Source organism: Pseudomonas sp. D4002 (assembly GCF_013385665.1).
Taxonomy (GTDB): Bacteria; Pseudomonadota; Gammaproteobacteria; order Pseudomonadales; family Pseudomonadaceae; genus Aquipseudomonas.
In genome coordinates this window covers 1-18,101 of the sequence record NZ_JACAPN010000018.1, presented here as the reverse complement: position 1 = coordinate 18,101, position 18,101 = coordinate 1, and the positions used below count along the sequence as shown (strand labels likewise).

The 18,101-nt window shown below is 61.7% G+C and carries 19 protein-coding genes; 12 read left to right on the top strand and 7 right to left on the bottom strand.

Annotated features, from left to right (window positions below; all coding sequences use genetic code 11):
* Positions 1–76 precede the first annotated feature (76 nt).
* From HX824_RS11665 to HX824_RS11650, 4 genes are all read right to left on the bottom strand, one after another.
* A complete protein-coding gene (locus tag HX824_RS11665) occupies positions 77–1,336 on the bottom strand; it encodes an AGE family epimerase/isomerase (RefSeq protein WP_177049528.1) in 1,260 nt (419 codons plus the stop codon).
* A 156-nt stretch (positions 1,337–1,492) separates the two neighbouring features.
* The gene (locus tag HX824_RS11660; protein ID WP_003213005.1) at positions 1,493–2,320 is read right to left on the bottom strand and encodes a hypothetical protein; all 828 of its coding nucleotides are present in this window, start codon (positions 2,318–2,320) and stop codon (positions 1,493–1,495) included.
* A 118-nt stretch (positions 2,321–2,438) separates the two neighbouring features.
* The gene (locus HX824_RS11655) at positions 2,439–3,437 is read right to left on the bottom strand and encodes an NAD(P)-dependent oxidoreductase (RefSeq protein ID WP_003213003.1); all 999 of its coding nucleotides are present in this window, start codon (positions 3,435–3,437) and stop codon (positions 2,439–2,441) included.
* 52 nt (positions 3,438–3,489) lie between these two features.
* Positions 3,490–4,383, bottom strand: a complete 894-nt coding sequence (locus tag HX824_RS11650) for a LysR family transcriptional regulator ArgP (RefSeq protein ID WP_102369765.1) — start codon at positions 4,381–4,383, stop codon at positions 3,490–3,492.
* Between the two features lie 98 nt (positions 4,384–4,481).
* Between HX824_RS11650 and HX824_RS11645 the strand changes: the two genes are divergently transcribed.
* From HX824_RS11645 to HX824_RS11615, 7 genes are all read left to right on the top strand, one after another.
* Positions 4,482–4,883 carry an ACT domain-containing protein gene (locus HX824_RS11645; protein ID WP_177054559.1) on the top strand — a complete coding sequence of 134 codons (402 nt, stop codon included), beginning with the start codon at positions 4,482–4,484 and terminating at the stop codon, positions 4,881–4,883.
* Between the two features lie 5 nt (positions 4,884–4,888).
* A complete protein-coding gene (locus HX824_RS11640) occupies positions 4,889–5,491 on the top strand; it encodes a LysE/ArgO family amino acid transporter (protein ID WP_003212999.1) in 603 nt (200 codons plus the stop codon).
* 175 nt (positions 5,492–5,666) lie between these two features.
* Positions 5,667–6,263 carry a superoxide dismutase gene (locus tag HX824_RS11635; RefSeq protein WP_003212997.1) on the top strand — a complete coding sequence of 199 codons (597 nt, stop codon included), beginning with the start codon at positions 5,667–5,669 and terminating at the stop codon, positions 6,261–6,263.
* Positions 6,264–6,421: 158 nt separating this feature from the next.
* The gene (locus HX824_RS11630; RefSeq protein ID WP_003212995.1) at positions 6,422–6,619 is read left to right on the top strand and encodes a hypothetical protein; all 198 of its coding nucleotides are present in this window, start codon (positions 6,422–6,424) and stop codon (positions 6,617–6,619) included.
* Positions 6,620–6,889: 270 nt separating this feature from the next.
* Entirely contained in the window at positions 6,890–8,941 is a 2,052-nt protein-coding gene (locus tag HX824_RS11625) for a bifunctional diguanylate cyclase/phosphodiesterase (RefSeq protein WP_003212994.1), read from the top strand.
* Positions 8,942–9,103: 162 nt separating this feature from the next.
* Positions 9,104–10,441 (top strand): imelysin family protein, encoded by a 1,338-nt coding sequence (locus HX824_RS11620; RefSeq protein ID WP_003212990.1) that lies wholly within the window; start codon positions 9,104–9,106, stop codon positions 10,439–10,441.
* Between the two features lie 265 nt (positions 10,442–10,706).
* Positions 10,707–12,161 (top strand): TrkH family potassium uptake protein, encoded by a 1,455-nt coding sequence (locus tag HX824_RS11615; RefSeq protein ID WP_102369768.1) that lies wholly within the window; start codon positions 10,707–10,709, stop codon positions 12,159–12,161.
* Here the strand turns inward: HX824_RS11615 and HX824_RS11610 are convergent.
* Positions 12,118–13,173: an AraC family transcriptional regulator gene (locus HX824_RS11610; RefSeq protein WP_003212986.1), complete on the bottom strand. Its 1,056-nt coding sequence runs from the start codon at positions 13,171–13,173 to the stop codon at positions 12,118–12,120. The genes HX824_RS11615 and HX824_RS11610 overlap by 44 nt on opposite strands.
* Before the next feature lie 161 nt (positions 13,174–13,334).
* On the opposite strand from HX824_RS11610, the gene HX824_RS11605 reads away from it, so the two are divergent.
* Together HX824_RS11605 and HX824_RS11600 are read left to right on the top strand one after the other, a co-directional pair.
* On the top strand, positions 13,335–13,646 hold the full coding sequence (locus tag HX824_RS11605; protein WP_003212984.1) for a DUF962 domain-containing protein: 312 nt from the start codon (positions 13,335–13,337) through the stop codon (positions 13,644–13,646).
* Between the two features lie 33 nt (positions 13,647–13,679).
* The gene (locus tag HX824_RS11600) at positions 13,680–14,264 is read left to right on the top strand and encodes an HD domain-containing protein (protein WP_003212982.1); all 585 of its coding nucleotides are present in this window, start codon (positions 13,680–13,682) and stop codon (positions 14,262–14,264) included.
* On the opposite strand, the gene HX824_RS11595 is transcribed toward HX824_RS11600, so the two are convergent.
* Positions 14,261–15,535: an MFS transporter gene (locus tag HX824_RS11595; RefSeq protein ID WP_052024259.1), complete on the bottom strand. Its 1,275-nt coding sequence runs from the start codon at positions 15,533–15,535 to the stop codon at positions 14,261–14,263. The two genes, HX824_RS11600 and HX824_RS11595, sit on opposite strands and share 4 nt — an antisense overlap.
* A 362-nt stretch (positions 15,536–15,897) precedes the next feature.
* On the opposite strand from HX824_RS11595, the gene HX824_RS32570 reads away from it, so the two are divergent.
* The 3 genes from HX824_RS32570 to HX824_RS11585 all read left to right on the top strand — a co-directional run bounded on the left by HX824_RS32570 (position 15,898) and on the right by HX824_RS11585 (position 17,560).
* On the top strand, positions 15,898–16,026 hold the full coding sequence (locus tag HX824_RS32570; RefSeq protein WP_003212978.1) for a hypothetical protein: 129 nt from the start codon (positions 15,898–15,900) through the stop codon (positions 16,024–16,026).
* A gap of 74 nt (positions 16,027–16,100) precedes the next feature.
* Positions 16,101–16,274, top strand: coding sequence for a hypothetical protein (locus HX824_RS11590; protein WP_008430977.1), 174 nt, complete (start codon positions 16,101–16,103; stop codon positions 16,272–16,274).
* An 86-nt stretch (positions 16,275–16,360) separates the two neighbouring features.
* On the top strand, positions 16,361–17,560 hold the full coding sequence (locus HX824_RS11585) for an MFS transporter (protein WP_003212974.1): 1,200 nt from the start codon (positions 16,361–16,363) through the stop codon (positions 17,558–17,560).
* On the opposite strand, the gene arfB is transcribed toward HX824_RS11585, so the two are convergent.
* On the bottom strand, positions 17,557–17,970 hold the full coding sequence (gene arfB / locus HX824_RS11580) for an alternative ribosome rescue aminoacyl-tRNA hydrolase ArfB (RefSeq protein ID WP_003212972.1): 414 nt from the start codon (positions 17,968–17,970) through the stop codon (positions 17,557–17,559). The two genes, HX824_RS11585 and arfB, sit on opposite strands and share 4 nt — an antisense overlap.
* Positions 17,971–18,101 lie beyond the last annotated feature (131 nt).

Sequence of the window (18,101 nt, the reverse complement as noted above, 5' to 3'; positions counted from 1 at the left end):
GCAAGTCGGTGCTTGCGCTGCAAACGAGTTTAAACAGGGATTTTTCAGGTGCAGGTAACAAAGGGACGCCAAAATGTCACCACTTGGTGACATAGCGCCCGGTGGCCACGGCACTGGCCATGCTCGGTGACAAGGGTAGACCCGGCAGCAAGACAGACTGCCAGGCGTGGTAGAGGTCCGGTTTGCCACCCCAGATTTTCGCGCTGGGCTGGTTTTTCGGGCTCAGTTCGTGGTGCCAGCTGCCGTGGGTGCGGTCAATGAAACGGGTTTCACAGAACTCCCAGAAGCGCCGGTACCAGGTTTCGTAATGCAGCTCGCCGGTGCGTTTGAGCAGCGCCTGGGCAGCGGCACTGGCTTCGCAATGGGTCCAGTGCAGGCGCTCGCGCACCACGGGGCGCTGGCTCCAGTCGAGGGTGTAGACAATGCCGGGGGCGCCGTCGACGGCCCAGGCGTATTCACAGGCGCTGGCGAACAGGCCCTTGGCGTCGGTCACTAGCCACTCAGGGGTGACGAGCCCGGCATCCAGGCGCGCAGCCTCAAGGTGCAACACCAGTCGCGCCCATTCGAAGCCGTGGCCGGGGGTGATGCCGTAGGGACGAAAACCATCGGCCGGGTTGTCTTCGTTGTAACCACGCAGGGGTTGCCAATGGCTGTCGAAATGCTCGATCACCATGTCCCGGTTTTGCGCCGCATGGGTATGAATAATCCGCTCGACGATGCGCAGTGCCCGGTCCAACCAGCGGGTTTCACCGGTGACATCGGCCAGGGCCAGGAAGGCTTCAGTGGCGTGCATGTTGCTGTTGGCGCCGCGATAGGCTTCTACCCCGCTCCAGTCCTGGGCGAAGGACTCGAGCATCGCGCCCTCCTCTTCGTTCCAGAAGTACTGGTCGATGATGTGGATCGCGTCGTTGAGCAAGGTTTGCGCGCCGGGCGCGCCGGCCACTACTGCGGAGCTGGCGGCCAGGGCGACAAAGGCGTGCAGGTAGGCGGCCTTGCCGGTGTTGCCGTCGCGGGCGTCGGGCGTGGCGAACCAACCGCCGTGCCGGGCATCGCGCAGCGGGCCGCTGAGGGCCACGACGCCGTGTTCCACCAGGTCGGCATAACCTGGCAGGCCCAGGCCATGGGCCATGGCAAAGCTATGGGTCATGCGGGCGGTGTTCATGGTTTCGGCGACGGCATCGGGCGGCAGGACGCCTTGATCGTCGAGGTTGCCGAAGCCGTCAGGCAGCCTGGAAGCCTTGGCGAATGACAGCAGGCGCTGGCCTTCAGTGGCAAGCCAGGCGTGATGGGCAGGTGCGTTCAGCCAACTACTGGCAGGCAGTGGTTGCGTGGTCATGATTAGCCCTTTTTATTATGTGCGGGATGACGGGAGTCTAAACAAGGGCGGCGCGAGGGCAAGTAACGAAGGAGACGGGAAATGTCACCGATTGGTGACATTGATTGTGCCAGGGCCTGCAGGCGTCATGTGTAGTGACGCCTGCAGCACCTCACATCACTGCTGCCCGAGAGGGGTGATCCGGGCCGGCTGGTTGATCTGCTGCTGCAGGTTCTGCACCTGGCTTTGCAAGGCAGTGACGTTACGCGTGGTCTGGATGCGAAACACGTCGAACTCCTTGGTGGACGGACCGTCGGAAGCCGCGGCGCGGTTGTCCAGTTCGCTCTTGAGGACCACAAGGTCCTGCTCCAGGCGGGCGATGGCGGCCGTGGGGTTGCCCTGTTTTTTCAGGGCTGCGACGTCGGCGGAGAGATCCTTGAACTCGGCGTCCCGGGACTTGAGGGTAGCCACCGCCTCCGTCAGCGCCTGGACCTGGCCCTGCAATTGCGCGTTGGCACTGGACAGTTGGGTCGTGCTGGCGGTCATCTGCTCCAGGCGCTTGTCCAGGTCCGTTGCCTGGCCGGCCACGCCCATCTGCTGCTTGCCCTGCTCCAGCAACTGGGTCTCCAGCTGCTTGATCTGCAGTTTCAGGGCCTCGCTGCCATTATTCACATTGGCTTCGCTGGCCACCACCTTGCCGGAAATATCCTGCAGGCGCCCCGCCGCTTCCTCGCTGATGCGCGCGAAGCTTTCCTGGGTCGCCACCAGTTGCTGGCCCATCAGGGAAATCTGCTGGAAGCTCCACCAGGCAAGGCCGGCGAAGGCGAACAGCAGCGCACCGACCAATGCCCACAGCGGCCCGGTACTGGCGCTCTTGACCTTGACGACCGGCGCAGGCCGGGAGCGCACGGAGGTAGCCGGCGTGGGCTCGAAATCATCGTCGTCCGAGGTGTCGGCCCGCAGGCTGGGAACGTTGTCGAAGTCGTCGTTAGCATCGTTACGCATGAATCAACCTTAAATCCTTTGAGGTGGCATATGGATAGCCAGGCGTCGGAGTATAAACCCCCGACCTGCCGCACTGATCGACCCGGGTTCGCAAATTCGGTTCCCGGTGTGTTGCCGGTTATTTAAGTCCCACGTCCTGGGCCTTCCACCAACTGCAGAACTCGTCGAGGGCCGCCCACAGGCTGACCTTGGGCTGGTAGTCGAGATAATGCCGTGCGCGGGTGATGTCGAGGGTGAAATCTTTGTTCATCACCTGCATGCCCAGCCGTGACAAAGACGGTTCCGGGCGCCCTGGCCACATGGCACAGAAGGCTTCATTGAGCGCCGCAACGCTGTAAGACAAGCCGTAGGACCGATAACGGGTGACCTGAGGCATGTCCATCTGTCGCATCACGTAGTTCACCACATCCCACACCGGCACCGGGGCACCGTTGCTGATGTTGTAGACCTTGCCCAACGCCGAGCCCGTCGCCAGCAAACTGCTGAGCAGGGCTTCATTGAGGTTGTGCACGCTGGTGAAATCGACCTTGTTCAGGCCATCGCCGACAATCGCCAGGCGGTTCTTGCGCTGCATCTTCAACAGGCGCGGGAAGATGCTCATGTCGCCGGCCCCCGTGACAAAGCGCGGGCGCAGGGCCAGCACTTCGAGGCCAAACTCCTGGGCGCCAAACACCTTTTGCTCCGCCAGGTATTTGGTGGCTGCATACGGATGCTTGAAACGCTTGGGCACTTGTTCTTCGGTCAAGCCCAGGTGGTCACGGCCGTCGAAGTAGATCGACGGCGAAGACAGGTGCACCAGGCGCCCGACCCGCTGCTTGAGGCAGGCCTCCACCACGTTTTCGGTAACCAGCACATTGCCCTGGTGGAAGTCCTGATAACGCCCCCACAGCCCCACGGCCCCGGCGCAATGCACCACGGCCTCGACGTCGCGGCACAGCTCGCGCACCAGGTCCGGATCATTCAAATCACCCTGGATAAACTCGGCGCCGCGCCGTACCAGGTGCTCCACACCTTCGGCCCGCCGCCCGTTGACCCGCACGTCCAGGCCCTGCTCCAGGGCGAAACGCGCAAAGCGCCCGCCAATGAAGCCGCTTGCGCCGGTGACCAGAATTTTCATGACTTACTCCGCATTCTTTCGTTTTTCATCGCTGTTGCCTTGACGCTGGCCATCACTCCAACGGCACCAACCATTGCCCCGTTGTGTGTGCCAGATGATCCGTCAGCAGGCCCAGCAATTGTCCACCACTGCGCCAATGATGCCAGTACAGCGGCACATCGATCGGCTTATCTGGCAATAACTCCACCAACACGCCCTTTTCCAGTTGGTCTCGCACCTGCAATTCGGGCACCAGGCCCCAGCCCAATCCGGCTTCCGTCAGGCGAATAAAACCTTCGGACGAGGGGCATAGATGGTGTTCGAAACCACCGTCGACGCCCAGGGACGCCAGGTAGCGATGCTGCAGGAAATCATCCGGGCCGAACACCAGCGCCGGCGTGCGAGCCAGTTGATCGGCACGCACGCCCTCGGGAAAGTGCCGGGCGACAAATGCCGGGCTGGCCAGCGCCCGATACCGCATCGCGCCGAGCAACAGGCTGCGGGCACCGGCCACCGGGCGTTCGCTGGCGCAAATACAGGCTGCCACTTCGCCGGCGCGCATGCGCTTGAGGCCGACGGTCTGGTCTTCTACCACCAGGTCCAACAGCAAATGCTGCTCGGCGCAGAAGTCGCTCACCGCCTCGGCCCACCACGTGGCCAGGCTGTCGGCATTCAAGGCGATGCGCAGGCGCTCGGGCATGCCCTCTTCATCCAGCGCGGGCACCTGGCTTTGCAGGTCGCGCTCCAGCAATCGTACCTGTTGCACGTGGTTGAGCAGGCGGCGGCCGATCTCGGTGGGCGTCGGCGGCGTGGCACGTACCAGCACCGGCTGGCCGATTCGCGCCTCCAACAGCTTGATGCGCTGGGAGATCGCCGATTGGGAAATTCCCAGTACCTGCGCGCCCCGCTCGAAGCCGGCCTGTTCCACCACCGCCGCCAGGGCGGAAAGCAATTTATAGTCGAACATCAGTTTTCCTAATGAGCGATCAGCAATATTGGTTTTTCTTATACAACCTTGGACGGGAGAATAGCCAGCATCGCTTCTTCTTATTCAAGGACCTCCACATGGCTGGCGAAACCGCCCTGGCAACCCTGCTGCGCAGCATGAGCCCACAGCTCAATGACGGCGACTACGTGTTCTGCACCCTGGCCGACAGCCGAATCCCCGAAGGTTGCGAGGTGATCGGCAGCTTCCGCGAGCAGGAAGGCCTGACGTTGATCGTCGAGCGCCAGCAGGCCGAGCGCGCCGGACTGGCCTTCGACTATGTGGCTGCGTGGGTCACCCTCAACGTGCATTCGGCCCTGGAAGCGGTCGGCCTGACCGCCGCGTTCGCCACGGCCCTGGGCCAGGCCGGGATCAGTTGCAACGTGATTGCCGGCTACTACCACGATCACCTGTTTGTCGGCCGCGCCGATGCCGAGCGCGCCATGACGGTGTTGCGGCAATTGGCGGCGGGCGCGGAGTAAATCCTATGTGGCAAAGCTATATGAACGGCCTGTTGGTGGCCTTTGGTTTGATCATGGCGATCGGCACCCAGAACGCGTTTGTGCTGGCGCAGAGCCTGCGGCGCGAACATCACCTGCCGGTGGCGGCACTGTGCGTGGTGTGCGACGCGATCCTGGTGGCCGCCGGCGTATTCGGCCTGGCCACCGTGCTGGCGCATAACCCGGTATTGCTGGCGATTGCCCGCTGGGGTGGCGCGGCGTTCCTGCTCTGGTACGGTACCCTCGCCCTGCGCCGGGCCTGCTCGAAGCAGAGCCTGGGCGAGGGTGAGAACCTCAAGGTACGCTCGTTGAAGGCGGTAATGCTCAGCGCCCTGGCAGTGACGTTGCTCAACCCCCACGTGTACCTGGACACCGTCTTGTTGATCGGCTCCCTCGGCGCCCAGCAAACCGAACCGGGCGCCTACGTGGCCGGCGCCGCCAGCGCTTCATTCCTGTGGTTCATGACCCTGGCCCTGGGCGCCGCATGGCTGGCACCGTGGCTGGCGCGCCCCGCCACCTGGCGGATTCTGGACCTGCTGGTAGCCGCCATGATGTTCAGCGTGGCCTATCAATTAATCAGCGCAGCGTAGATATTCCAAAACGCTCTGGAACCTCTATCCCACACAGTTGTTGCGTGGTTTTGCCGCACCCCCGGTGCTATGATCCAGCCCCTGCGCCGCAAAGAGTACAAACTCCCCGGCGCTTGTTTGGCCGCCCGTGATCGGCCTTGCGCTCACCGCAACTGACCTGATTAGGAGAATCATCATGGCTTTCGAATTGCCGCCGCTGCCCTACGCACACGATGCCCTGCAGCCGCACATTTCCAAGGAAACCTTGGAATACCACCACGACAAGCACCACAACACCTATGTCGTGAACCTGAACAACCTGGTGCCTGGCACCGAGTTCGAAGGCAAGACCCTGGAAGAAATCGTCAAGTCTTCTTCGGGCGGCATCTTCAACAACGCGGCTCAGGTCTGGAACCACACTTTCTACTGGAACTGCCTGGCGCCAAACGCTGGCGGCCAACCTACCGGCGCACTGGCTGAGGCGATCAACGCTGCCTTCGGTTCGTTCGACAAGTTCAAGGAAGAGTTCACCAAGACTTCCGTCGGCACCTTCGGTTCCGGTTGGGGCTGGCTGGTGAAAAAGGCTGACGGTTCCCTGGCCCTGGCCAGCACCATCGGCGCCGGCAACCCGCTGACCAGCGGCGACACCCCGCTGCTGACCTGCGACGTCTGGGAACACGCTTACTACATCGACTACCGCAACGTGCGTCCAAAGTATGTGGAAGCGTTCTGGAACCTGGTCAACTGGAAGTTCGTGGCTGAGCAGTTCGAAGGCAAGACCTTCACCGCTTAAGTACCGCTTGCAGTAGAAAGAGCCCGGCGATTGCCGGGCTTTTTTGTGGGCGATTACAAATGGAAAAATGCCAGGAAAACGCTGGAACTCATCAAAAGGATTTCGCCACGCAGCATGTAAGAGGAATGTCCCTCTGATTGACTGCAGGAGAACTTGATATGGATCTAGCATCTTTGATCGGCATGGCCCCTCAAGCACTTAACGTGTTCGATAACGTGACAGATAAGGGCCTGGACGTCCTGGACAAAAGCTTGGGCATCCTTGATAAGACCGTGGACATAGCTCGACAGGCCTTGGGGCAAATCGACCCTCAGGCGCAAGACCAGCCACAACCGCCGAAAATTTCGTTTACCTGATGGGCGCTGACGCTCGACGGTTTGTTTCGCTGGCCTGAAAAACCCGCGCTCGTCCTGAAAAGACAGTATAAGAAGTCGGCACGTACGATCCGCCGACTTCACTCCATGCCAGGCCTGCCTTTCCATTCCCCCTCCCAACGTCTTACCCCCGGACGCGCTCATCTAAACTGCAAAACCTGCCCTGGCCGCAATGTCCCTTTGACTGCCCTCACGGGATTGCCAATACTCATGGCATATTGAGGCTACCCGCATGGAACAAGGAATAACCCTTTGAAGCTGGAACTCAAAAACAGCTTGTCGGTGAAGTTGCTACGGGTGGTACTGCTTTCGGCATTGGCCGTGGGCGTGGTACTGAGCGCGGCGCAGATCGTCTTTGATGCGTACAAGACGCGCCAGGCCGTGGCCGGTGATGCCCAGCGCATCCTCGACATGTTTCGCGACCCGTCCACCCAGGCCGTCTACAGTCTGGACCGGGAGATGGGCATGCAGGTCATCGAAGGCCTGTTCCAGGATGATGCCGTGCGCATGGCCTCCATCGGCCACCCCAACGAAACCATGCTCGCGGAAAAAACCCGCGACCTGCAACAATCCCCGAGCCGCTGGCTGACCGACCTGATTCTGGGCCAGGAACGCACGTTCACCACACCGCTGGTGGGGCGCGGGCCTTACAGCGAGTACTACGGTGACCTGAGCATCACCCTCGACACCGCCACCTATGGCAAAGGGTTTCTCGTCAGTTCGGTGATCATTTTCATCTCCGGGGTGCTGCGGGCGCTGGCCATGGGGCTGGTGTTGTACCTGGTCTATCACTGGCTGCTGACCAAGCCGCTGTCGCGCATCATCGAGCACCTGAGTTCGATCAACCCCGACCGCCCCAGCGAGCACAAGATCCCGCAGCTCAAGGGCCACGAGAAAAACGAGCTGGGGCTCTGGATCAACACCGCCAACCAGTTGCTCGAATCCATCGAGCGCAATACGCACTTGCGCCATGAGGCGGAAAACAGCCTGCTGCGCATGGCCCAGTACGACTTCCTGACCGGCCTGCCGAACCGCCAGAAACTGCAGGAGCAACTGGACAAGATCCTGATCGACGCCGGCCGCCGGCAACGCCGGGTCGCGGTGTTGTGCGTGGGGCTGGATGACTTCAAAAGCGTCAACGAGCAGTTCACCTACCAGGCCGGCGACCAGTTGCTGCTGGCCCTGGCCGACCGCCTGCGCGCCCACAGCGGCCGCCTCGGCGCCCTCGCCCGCCTCGGCGGCGACCAGTTCGCCCTGGTGCAGGCCGATATCGAGCAGCCCTACGAAGCCGCCGAATTGGCACAAAGCATCCTCGACGACCTGGAAGCCGAATTCGCCCTCGATCACGAACAGATCCGCCTGCGTGCCACCATCGGCATCACCCTGTTCCCGGAAGACGGCGACAGCACCGAGAAGCTGCTGCAAAAAGCCGAACAAACCATGACCCTGGCCAAGAGCCGCTCGCGCAACCGCTACCAGTTCTATATCGCCAGCGTCGACAGCGAAATGCGCCGCCGCCGCGAGCTGGAAAAGGATCTGCGCGACGCCTTGAGCCGCGAGCAGTTTCACCTGGTGTACCAGCCGCAGATCAGCTATCTCGACCACCGTGTGGTGGGTGTCGAAGCGTTGATCCGCTGGCAACACCCGGAGCACGGCCTGGTGCCGCCCGACCTGTTTATCCCCCTGGCCGAACAGAACGGCACCATCATTGCCATCGGCGAATGGGTACTGGACCAGGCCTGCCGGCAACTGCGGGAATGGCATGACCTGGGCTTCACCGAGCTGCGCATGGCGGTCAACCTGTCGACCGTACAGTTGCACCACGCCGAGCTGCCACGGGTGGTCAACAACCTGCTGCAAATCTACCGCTTGCCGCCGCGTAGCCTGGAGCTGGAAGTCACCGAGACCGGCCTGATGGAAGACATCAGCACCGCCGCCCAGCACCTGCTGAGCCTGCGCCGCTCCGGGGCACTGATTGCGATTGATGACTTCGGCACCGGCTATTCGTCCCTGAGCTATCTGAAAAGCCTGCCGCTGGACAAGATCAAGATCGACAAGAGCTTCGTCCAGGACCTGCTGGATGACGACGACGATGCGACCATCGTGCGGGCGATCATCCAGCTCGGCAAAAGCCTTGGCATGCAGGTGATCGCCGAGGGTGTGGAGACCGCCGAACAGGAGGCCTACATCATCTCCGAGGGTTGCCACGAGGGTCAGGGCTACCACTACAGCAAACCCTTGCCGGCACGGGAGTTGGTGGCCTACTTGAAACAGGCCCAGCGCAATAATGCCGCCATCCTCTGAAGCGATGCCGGCCATCGGGGCCATGCGCACCGATGGCCGGCAAATCGATACTAAATATTTCCTGCTTATAACGCTTTACACAAAATGCAAATCTTTCGCATTATGTCGCAGTTTTGCGCGCCCCCCGCGTGCCCCATCAACAACCGAAGCAGGATGTTCGCCATGATTCGTATGCCCCTGGCCACCGCCAGCCTTCTCGCCATTGCCATTTCGCTCGCCGGTTGCGGTGAAGGCAAAGACAAGGCCGCCGCGCCTCAAGCCCCGGCCGCCGCCAGCACCACCGCCCCGGCGGCTGCCCCGGCAGGCCAGGTAGACGAGGCCGCCGCCAAGGCTGTGGTCGCGCATTACGCTGACATGGTGTTCGCGGTGTACAGCGATGCCGAGTCCACCGCGAAAACCCTGCAAACCGCGATCGACACTTTCCTTGCCAACCCGAACGACGACACCCTGAAAGCGGCCCGTACCGCCTGGATCGCCTCGCGCGTGCCGTACCTGCAGAGTGAAGTGTTCCGCTTCGGCAACACCATCATTGACGACTGGGAAGGCCAGGTGAACGCCTGGCCCCTGGACGAAGGCCTGATCGACTACGTCGACAAGACCTACGAACACGCCTTGGGCAACCCTGGCGCCACCGCCAACATCATCGCCAACAACGAGATCCAGGTCGGCGAAGACAAGGTCGATGTCAAAGACATCACCCCGGAAAAACTCGCCAGCCTGAATGAGCTGGGCGGTTCCGAAGCCAACGTAGCCACCGGCTACCACGCAATTGAATTCCTGCTCTGGGGCCAGGACCTGAACGGCACCGGCCCGGGCGCCGGCAACCGTCCAGCGTCGGACTACATGACCGGTGATGGCGCCACTGGCGGCCACAACGAGCGCCGCCGCACCTACCTGCGCGCCGTGACTCAACTGTTGGTCAGCGACCTGGAAGAAATGGTCGGCAACTGGAAGCCCAACGTCGAAGACAACTACCGCGCCACGCTGGAAGCAGAACCTGCGACCGATGGCCTGCGCAAGATGCTGTTCGGCATGGGTAGCCTGTCCCTGGGCGAGCTGGCCGGTGAGCGCATGAAGGTTTCCCTGGAAGCCAACTCGCCGGAAGACGAACAGGACTGCTTCAGCGACAACACCCACAACTCGCACTTCTACGACGCCAAGGGTATTCGTAACGTTTACCTGGGTGAGTACACCCGCACCGACGGTACCAAGATGACCGGCGCCAGCCTGTCTTCCCTGGTGGCCAAGGCCGACCCGGCGGCCGATGAAGCGTTGAAGGCTGACCTGGCCTCCACCGAAGCGAAGATCCAGGTGATGGTGGACCACGCCAACAACGGCGAACACTACGACCAGTTGATTGCTGCCGGTAACGACAAAGGCAACCAGATCGTACGTGACGCCATCGCCGCATTGGTGAAGCAGACCGGTTCGATCGAACAGGCTGCTGGCAAGCTGGGCATCAGTGACTTGAACCCGGATAACGCTGATCACGAGTTCTGATCAGTACCGCGTTGAATGAGGCGACCTTCGGGTCGCCTTTTTTGTGCCTGCCCTCCAAGCTCCATCAACCAGCACAAATCTCCTGTGGGAGCGGGCTTGCTCGCGAAAGCGGTGGGTCAGCCAATGCATCCGTTGACTGATACACCGCTTTCGCGAGCAAGCCCGCTCCCACACTTGATCTGCCACGTCTCCAACGCCCCCCCCGGTTTACTTGCCCTGCACCGCAGGTAGAATGGCGCCTTTCCTGTCACCCCGAGCGGACCTCATGGCGTTGCCGACCTTACGGATAATCGGTTTCATTATCGGCATCTTCCTGATCACCCTGGCGATCGCCATGGTCATCCCCATGGCGACCCTGGTGTTTTTTGAACGCACCAGCGACCTGCCGTCGTTCCTCTGGGCCAGCCTGATTACCTTTATCGCAGGCCTGGCGCTGGTCATCCCCGGCCGCCCGGAACACGTGCACCTGCGCCCGCGGGACATGTACCTGCTGACCGTCTCCAGCTGGCTGGTGGTGTGCATCTTCGCCGCACTGCCGTTCCTGCTGACCCAGCACATCAGCTACACCGACTCGTTCTTCGAAAGCATGTCCGGTATCACCGCCACCGGTTCCACGGTGCTCAGCGGCCTGGACACCATGTCCCCGGGCATCCTCATCTGGCGCTCGCTGCTGCACTGGCTCGGCGGTATCGGCTTTATCGGCATGGCGGTGGCGATCCTGCCGCTGCTGCGCATCGGTGGCATGCGCCTGTTCCAGACCGAATCCTCCGACCGCTCGGAAAAGGTCATGCCTCGCTCACACATGGTGGCGCGCCTGATCGTGGCGGCGTACGTGGGCATCACCATCCTCGGCAGCCTGGCGTTCTGGTGGGCCGGGATGGGGCTGTTCGATGCGATCAACCATGCGATGTCGGCGATTTCCACCGGCGGGTTTTCCACTTCCGACGAATCCCTGGCCCACTGGAAGCAACCGGCGGTGCACTGGGTGGCGGTGGTGGTGATGATTCTCGGCAGCCTGCCGTTCACCCTGTATGTGGCCACGATGCGCGGCAACCGCCGGGCGCTGATCAAGGATCAGCAGGTGCAAGGCTTGCTCGGGTTGCTGGTGGTGACCTGGCTGGTGCTCGGCACCTGGTATTGGTGGACCACCGACCTGCCTTGGCTGGACGCGCTGCGCCACGTGGCGGTGAACGTCACCTCTGTGGTGACCACCACCGGTTTCGCACTCGGGGACTACAGCATCTGGGGCAATTTCTCGCTGATGCTGTTCTTCTACCTGGGCTTTGTGGGCGGTTGCTCCGGCTCCACGGCTGGCGGGATCAAGATCTTCCGTTTCCAGGTCGCCTACATCCTGCTCAAGGCCAACTTGAACCAGCTGATTCACCCACGGGCGGTGATCAAGCAGAAGTACAACGGCCATCGCCTCGATGAAGAAATCGTGCGGTCGATCCTGACCTTCTCGTTTTTCTTCGCCATCACCATCTGCGCCATCGCCCTGGCCCTGTCATTGCTGGGCCTGGACTGGATGACCGCACTGACCGGCGCCGCCAGCACCGTGTCCGGTGTAGGCCCGGGCCTGGGTGAAACCATCGGCCCGGCCGGTAACTTCTCCACCCTCCCGGACGCGGCCAAGTGGATCCTGTCATTCGGCATGCTGCTGGGCCGGCTGGAGATCATTACGGTGTTTGTGCTGTGCATTCCGGCGTTTTGGCGTCACTGACAGGCAGCTCATGCAACCGCGCCCGGTACTCGCCGGGCGTGGCATCGAACCAGCGGCGAAACGCACGAAAGAAGTTGCTCGGGTCGGCAAACCCCAACAGGTAGGCAATTTCCAGCAGGGTCATGCTCGGCTGCGCCAGGTATTGCTCGGCCAGTTCGCGGCGGGTGTCGTCGAGCAAGGTCTGGAAACTCGTGCCCTCCTCCTGCAAGCGGCGCTGCAAGGTGCGCTGGGACAGGTGCAACGTCTGCGCAACCACTTCACGCTTGGGCTCGCCCTGGGGCAGCAATCGGCATAGCACCTGCCGCGCCTTGTGGGTCACCCGGCTCTCGGAAAACCGCGCCAGGTACTCCCCGGCAAAACGATCGTGCAACAACGCCATCGCCTCGTTCGCCGTGGGCAACGGCGCCTCCATATCGGCCCGTTCGAAGATCAGCGCGTCATAGGGCGCGTTGAACACCAGCGGTGCATGGAAGGCTTGTTTGTAGGGCGCCAGGTCCGCTGGCTGATCGCCCTGCACCAGCACCTTGCGCGGTTGCAACGTGCGCCCGGTCAGCCAGCCGCATAACGCCAGGGCACTGGCCAGGGACGCTTCGGCACTTTGCCGGGTAGGCGGCAGGTGGTCGCCGTGCACCGTCAGAATCAGCGCATAACCTTCGGGCAACAGGCGGAAACTCAGGTCGGCACTTTCAGCAATGATTCGCTGGTAACGCACCAGCCGCATAAAACCTTCGGCCAGGGTATTGCTGGACATCAAGGCGTAGCCGGCCACATGAAACGACGCCGGGCGCACCACCTTGCCCATGTTCAAGCCAATCGCCGGGTTGCCCGACAGCTCGACCGCGCGCTGCCAGAGCCGGGTCATGGAGTCCTGGGGGAAGCGTGCATCCGGGTCATTCAGCGCGGCGTAATCCAGGCCAAGCTGCTTGAACAAGGCACGGCAATCCAGGCCGTCCATTTCCAGCGCCTTGACTATCCCCATCGCCCAGCTTGCAGAAGTCGTTCGTTCGCTCATGGCGTTTTCTTAACAAGGAAGGCTGAAACGACAGCCAGGAATCCGAAGGATACTAAAGTGGCATCTATTGTCACTGGCTGTTACCACTGATGACTCTAGACTCAAATAAGCTCCCCGCCGAACATCTGTCGGGCAGAACAATAACCAGAGGGCCGACCACTGTGGAAAATGCCAGGCAATTCAACAGCTTCGCCGATTTCTACCCGTATTACCTGAGCGAACACGGCAACAGTACGTGCCGTCGCCTGCACTTTATCGGCACCAGCCTCGTTATCTTCATACTCGCGTTGGCGATCGGCAAAGGTGCGTGGTGGCTGCTGTTGGCGCTGCCGGTGGCCGGCTACAGCTTTGCCTGGATCGGCCATTTCTTCTTTGAAAAGAATCGCCCGGCGACCTTCCAGCATCCGCTGTACAGCCTGTTGGGGGATTTCGTGATGTACCGCGACATGATTCTGGGCAAGGTGCCGTTCTAGCCCCACGCTTGAAGAACAATAAGAGAGGCTTTGATGAACCAGCAGGCCCGTTTCACCCATATGCAGGATGGTACCCAGGAAGACTGGGCGATCATCGCCAAGGATTTCAGTGCTTACGCCCGGCAATTGCCAAGCCGGATCCTGGCGCATCTACGGCTGCTGGAGGGCGACTTCGGCGGCTTCCCGGTGGACCGCCTGACCCACTCGCTGCAAACCGCCAGCCGCGCCTGGCACGATGGCCGGGATGAAGAGTACGTGGTGTGCGCCCTGCTCCACGACATCGGCGACACCCTCGGTTCCTACAACCACCCGGACATCGCCGCCGCGATTCTCAAGCCGTTCGTAAGCGCCGAGAATCTGTGGATGGTGGAGAAGCACGGGATCTTCCAGGGCTACTACTTCTTCCACCACCTGGGGATGGACCGCCACCTGCGCGAGCAATTTGGCGACCACCCGCAGTACCGGCAAACCATCGAGTTCTGCGCGCAGTACGACGCGGCGGCGTTCGACCCGGCCTACGACACCCTGCCGCTGAGCTTCTTCGAGCCGATGCTGGCGCGGGTGTTTGCCCAGCCGAAGAACTCGCTCTACAAGGCGGCGATGGAACGCCAGGGTTAAACCGGCAGCAATGTGCCGCCGTGACCGGTTTGGGTGGCTGGCTCCGGATCTTTGACGATCTCCCGGGCCACCATCAGGATCACGATGGCCGCAATGATGTCGAAAATCGCCAGCACCACAAACAGCGGGCTGTAGCCGACCTTGGTCACCAGCACGCCGAACACCGCAGTAAATGCCGCAGCCCCGATAAACCCGCACATCTGCCCGCCACCGGTGGCGGTGGCCACGTCATTCTTGCCGAATGAGTCCGAGGCGATGGAAAACAGTGCACCCGACAAGGTCTGGTGGGCGAAACCGCCGACACACAGCAGGGCAATCGCGGTGTAGGCACTGTCCACCAGGCCGATGCACGCCGGGCCGATCATGCACAGGCAACCGAACAGCATCACCAGCTTGCGCGAGGTGAACAGCGAGACCTTGAAGTAGCGGTGGAACAACGGGCTCAGGTAGCCACCCAGCACACAGCCAATGTCGGCGGCCAGGAACGGCAGCCAGGCGAACAGCGCCATTTCCTTGATGTTCATGTGCCGCTCGGTCATCAGGTACAACGGAATCCAGGCATTGAACGTCTGCCAGGCCGGCTCCGAGAGCATCCGCGCCGAGGCGATGGCGAAAAAGTTGCGGCTCTTGAGGATGCGCTTCCAGCTGGCTTTCTTCTGCACGCCTTCCTTGAGGTGGGTTTCCTGGCCGGCCTCGATGTACTCACGCTCGGCCTGGGCCAGCAGGCGCTGGTCACGCGGGTGCTTGTACAGCAGCAGCCACAGCCCGCTCCACACCAGGCCGATGCCGCCAACGATCAGGAATGCCAACTGCCAGCCGCTGTGCAAAATCGCCCAGACCACCAGTGGCGGCGCCAACAACGCACCAAACGACGAACCAAAGTTGAACCAGCCGATGGCGACGGAGCGCTCCTTGGCCGGGAACCACTCGGTAATCGCCTTGACGCCGCCGGGGAAGCCCGCCGACTCCGTCAGCCCCAGTGCGCCACGGGCCACTGCCAGGCTCTGCCAACCGGTGGCGAATGCCGCCAGGGCACAGACTACCGACCAGGAGATGGCGAAGATGGCAAAGCCCATCTTGGTACCGATCGCATCGATCACATAACCGGCGATCGGCTGCATCAAGGCGTAGCACACCTGCCAGGCAACAACGATGTGGGAATACTGCTCAGTGGAGATGCTCAGGTCGGTCATCAGCGTGGGGGCTGCGACCGAGAGCGTGTTGCGGGCCAGGTAGTTAATAATCAGGCCGACCGTCATCAGCCCGACCATCCACCAACGGATGCCTTTGATTTTCATCGCTTCACCTTAATTATTTTTAGATTTGAGGCGTACGTTCTGCGACCGAGCGCATCCGTATTACGGGCGCTATAAAACTGTAACGTCATATGTCGTCATACAACTGTTAGCGTTATATTCAGTCCGCAGTACGATGTCAATCCGTGAAGGGTGATGTTGTACGATGACAATCGACACCCCTGTGGCGCCACGTCACTTGCGCGGCGGGATGAAGACGCGTTCATTTTCTGAGATAAAATCTTTCTGTCATTTACAGTGCTGTATCCTGCACAGGCTTTTTGAACGCGCGGAATCACCTGCGATTGATAAAACAGATCTTGCGAGGAGCGACGACGATGCACGAAATCCCTAATCTCCCCTTCCCAAGCCTGCACGAAACTGAGCAGCCAACCCCGCAACAGGCCGGTGCCACCAAGCCCGAGCCCAAAGAGGCAAAACCGGTCGACCGCAAGAGCGAAGACTGAGAGCCGTACCCAGACCGTGTGGAAAGCGTGACATTGCGCGCTTTCCACACCGCCTGAACACCGTGAGCCCCGCCATGACCGACACCACCCCCGATACCGCCCTGCTCGACACTGCCTTGCACATGGTCGACGTATGGAACCGCCTCACCCCGGAAAAACAGGCCCTCCTGCTCAAGCGCTTCGGCACCCAGGAAAACGCCCTCGCCGCGTTGGTAACCACGCAACTGCTCAACCCCGCCGATCGCTAAAAGTTTGCTTTGCTGCCCCCGCACGCGCCCAGCATCGGTATCATAAGCAGCCTATCTTTTCCTGCTGCGACAGTGGACCTCTCCCCATGCCAGATACCCAGCGCCCCATGGCGGTCACGCTGCAAGTCGTTTCCATCGTTTTGTTCACCTTCATCGGCTACCTGAATATCGGCATTCCCCTGGCCGTGTTGCCTGGCTATGTGCACAGCGACCTGGGCTTTGGCGCCGTGATCGCGGGCCTTGTGATCAGCGTGCAATACCTGGCCACTCTGCTGAGCCGGCCCTACGCGGGACGCATCATCGATAACCGCGGCAGCAAGCGCGCCGTCATGTACGGCCTGGCCGGTTGCGGGTTGAGCGGCGTGTTCATGTTGCTCTCGGCGTGGCTGTCACACCTGCCGGCGCTGAGCCTCACCAGCCTGCTGATTGGCCGCCTGGTGCTGGGCAGCGCTGAAAGCCTGGTGGGCTCGGGTTCCATCGGCTGGGGCATTGGCCGGGTGGGCGCGGCGAATACCGCCAAGGTCATCTCCTGGAACGGCATCGCCAGCTACGGCGCCCTGGCCATCGGCGCACCGCTGGGGGTGTTGCTGGTCAGTCATTTCGGGCTGTGGAGCATGGGCGTCAGCATCATCCTGCTGGCGGTGCTGGGCCTGCTGCTGGCCTGGCCGAAAGTCGCCGCGCCGATCGTGGTGGGCGAGCGCCTGCCGTTCATGCATGTGCTGGGGCGCGTGTTGCCTCACGGCTGCGGGCTGGCGCTGGGCTCGATCGGGTTTGGCACCATCGCCACCTTCATCACCTTGTATTACGCGACCCAGCATTGGGATAACGCGGTGCTGTGCCTGAGCCTGTTCGGTGCCAGCTTTATCGGGGCGCGGTTGTTGTTCGGCAATTTGATCAACCGCATTGGCGGGTTTCGCGTAGCGATTGCCTGTTTGTCGGTGGAGACGCTGGGGCTGCTGCTGCTGTGGCTGGCGCCGGATCCTCATTTGGCGTTGGCGGGTGCGGCGTTGAGCGGGTTTGGCTTTTCCCTGGTGTTTCCGGCCTTGGGTGTGGAGGCGGTCAACCTGGTGCCCGCCTCGAGCCGGGGTGCGGCGGTGGGGGCGTATTCGCTGTTTATCGATTTGTCGTTGGGGATCACCGGGCCGTTGGCCGGGGCGATTGCGGCGGGGTTCGGGTTTGCCTCGATCTTCCTGTTTGCGGCGATCGCGGCGTTTGGCGGGTTGCTGTTGAGCCTGTATTTGTATCGGCAGGCGCCGAAGTATCGCGAAGAACGTCAGGCGAGTTAGAAGTCCACCTTGCCGCGGCCGGCCTTGATGCTGCCGCGTTTGGTCTTGGATTCGAGGCGGCGCTTCTTTGAGCCCAGGGTGGGTTTGGTGGGGCGGCGTTTCTTTTCGACCTTGGTGGCGCTGAGGATCAGTTCCACCAGGCGCTCGAGGGCGTCGGCGCGATTTTGTTCCTGGGTGCGGTATTGCTGGGCCTTGAGGATCAGTACGCCTTCGCTGGTGATGCGGGTGTCGCGCAGGGCCAGCAGGCGTTCCTTGTAGAAGTCAGGCAGGGACGAGGCCGGGATGTCGAAACGCAGGTGCACGGCGCTGGAGACCTTGTTGACGTTTTGACCGCCAGCGCCCTGGGCGCGGATGGCTGTCAGTTCGATCTCGGCGTCGGGGAGGTGCACGTTGTTGGATATCACCAGCATTTTTTGATCGGGCCTTGGGGTGGAGGGGTAAGGATACGCCAATGTGTTGGGCTGCTGGGGGCTGGGGGCTGGGGGCTGGGTACATATCCGTTATTTGGGTGATGGCTGATATTGGTTCCGCTCTTACAGCG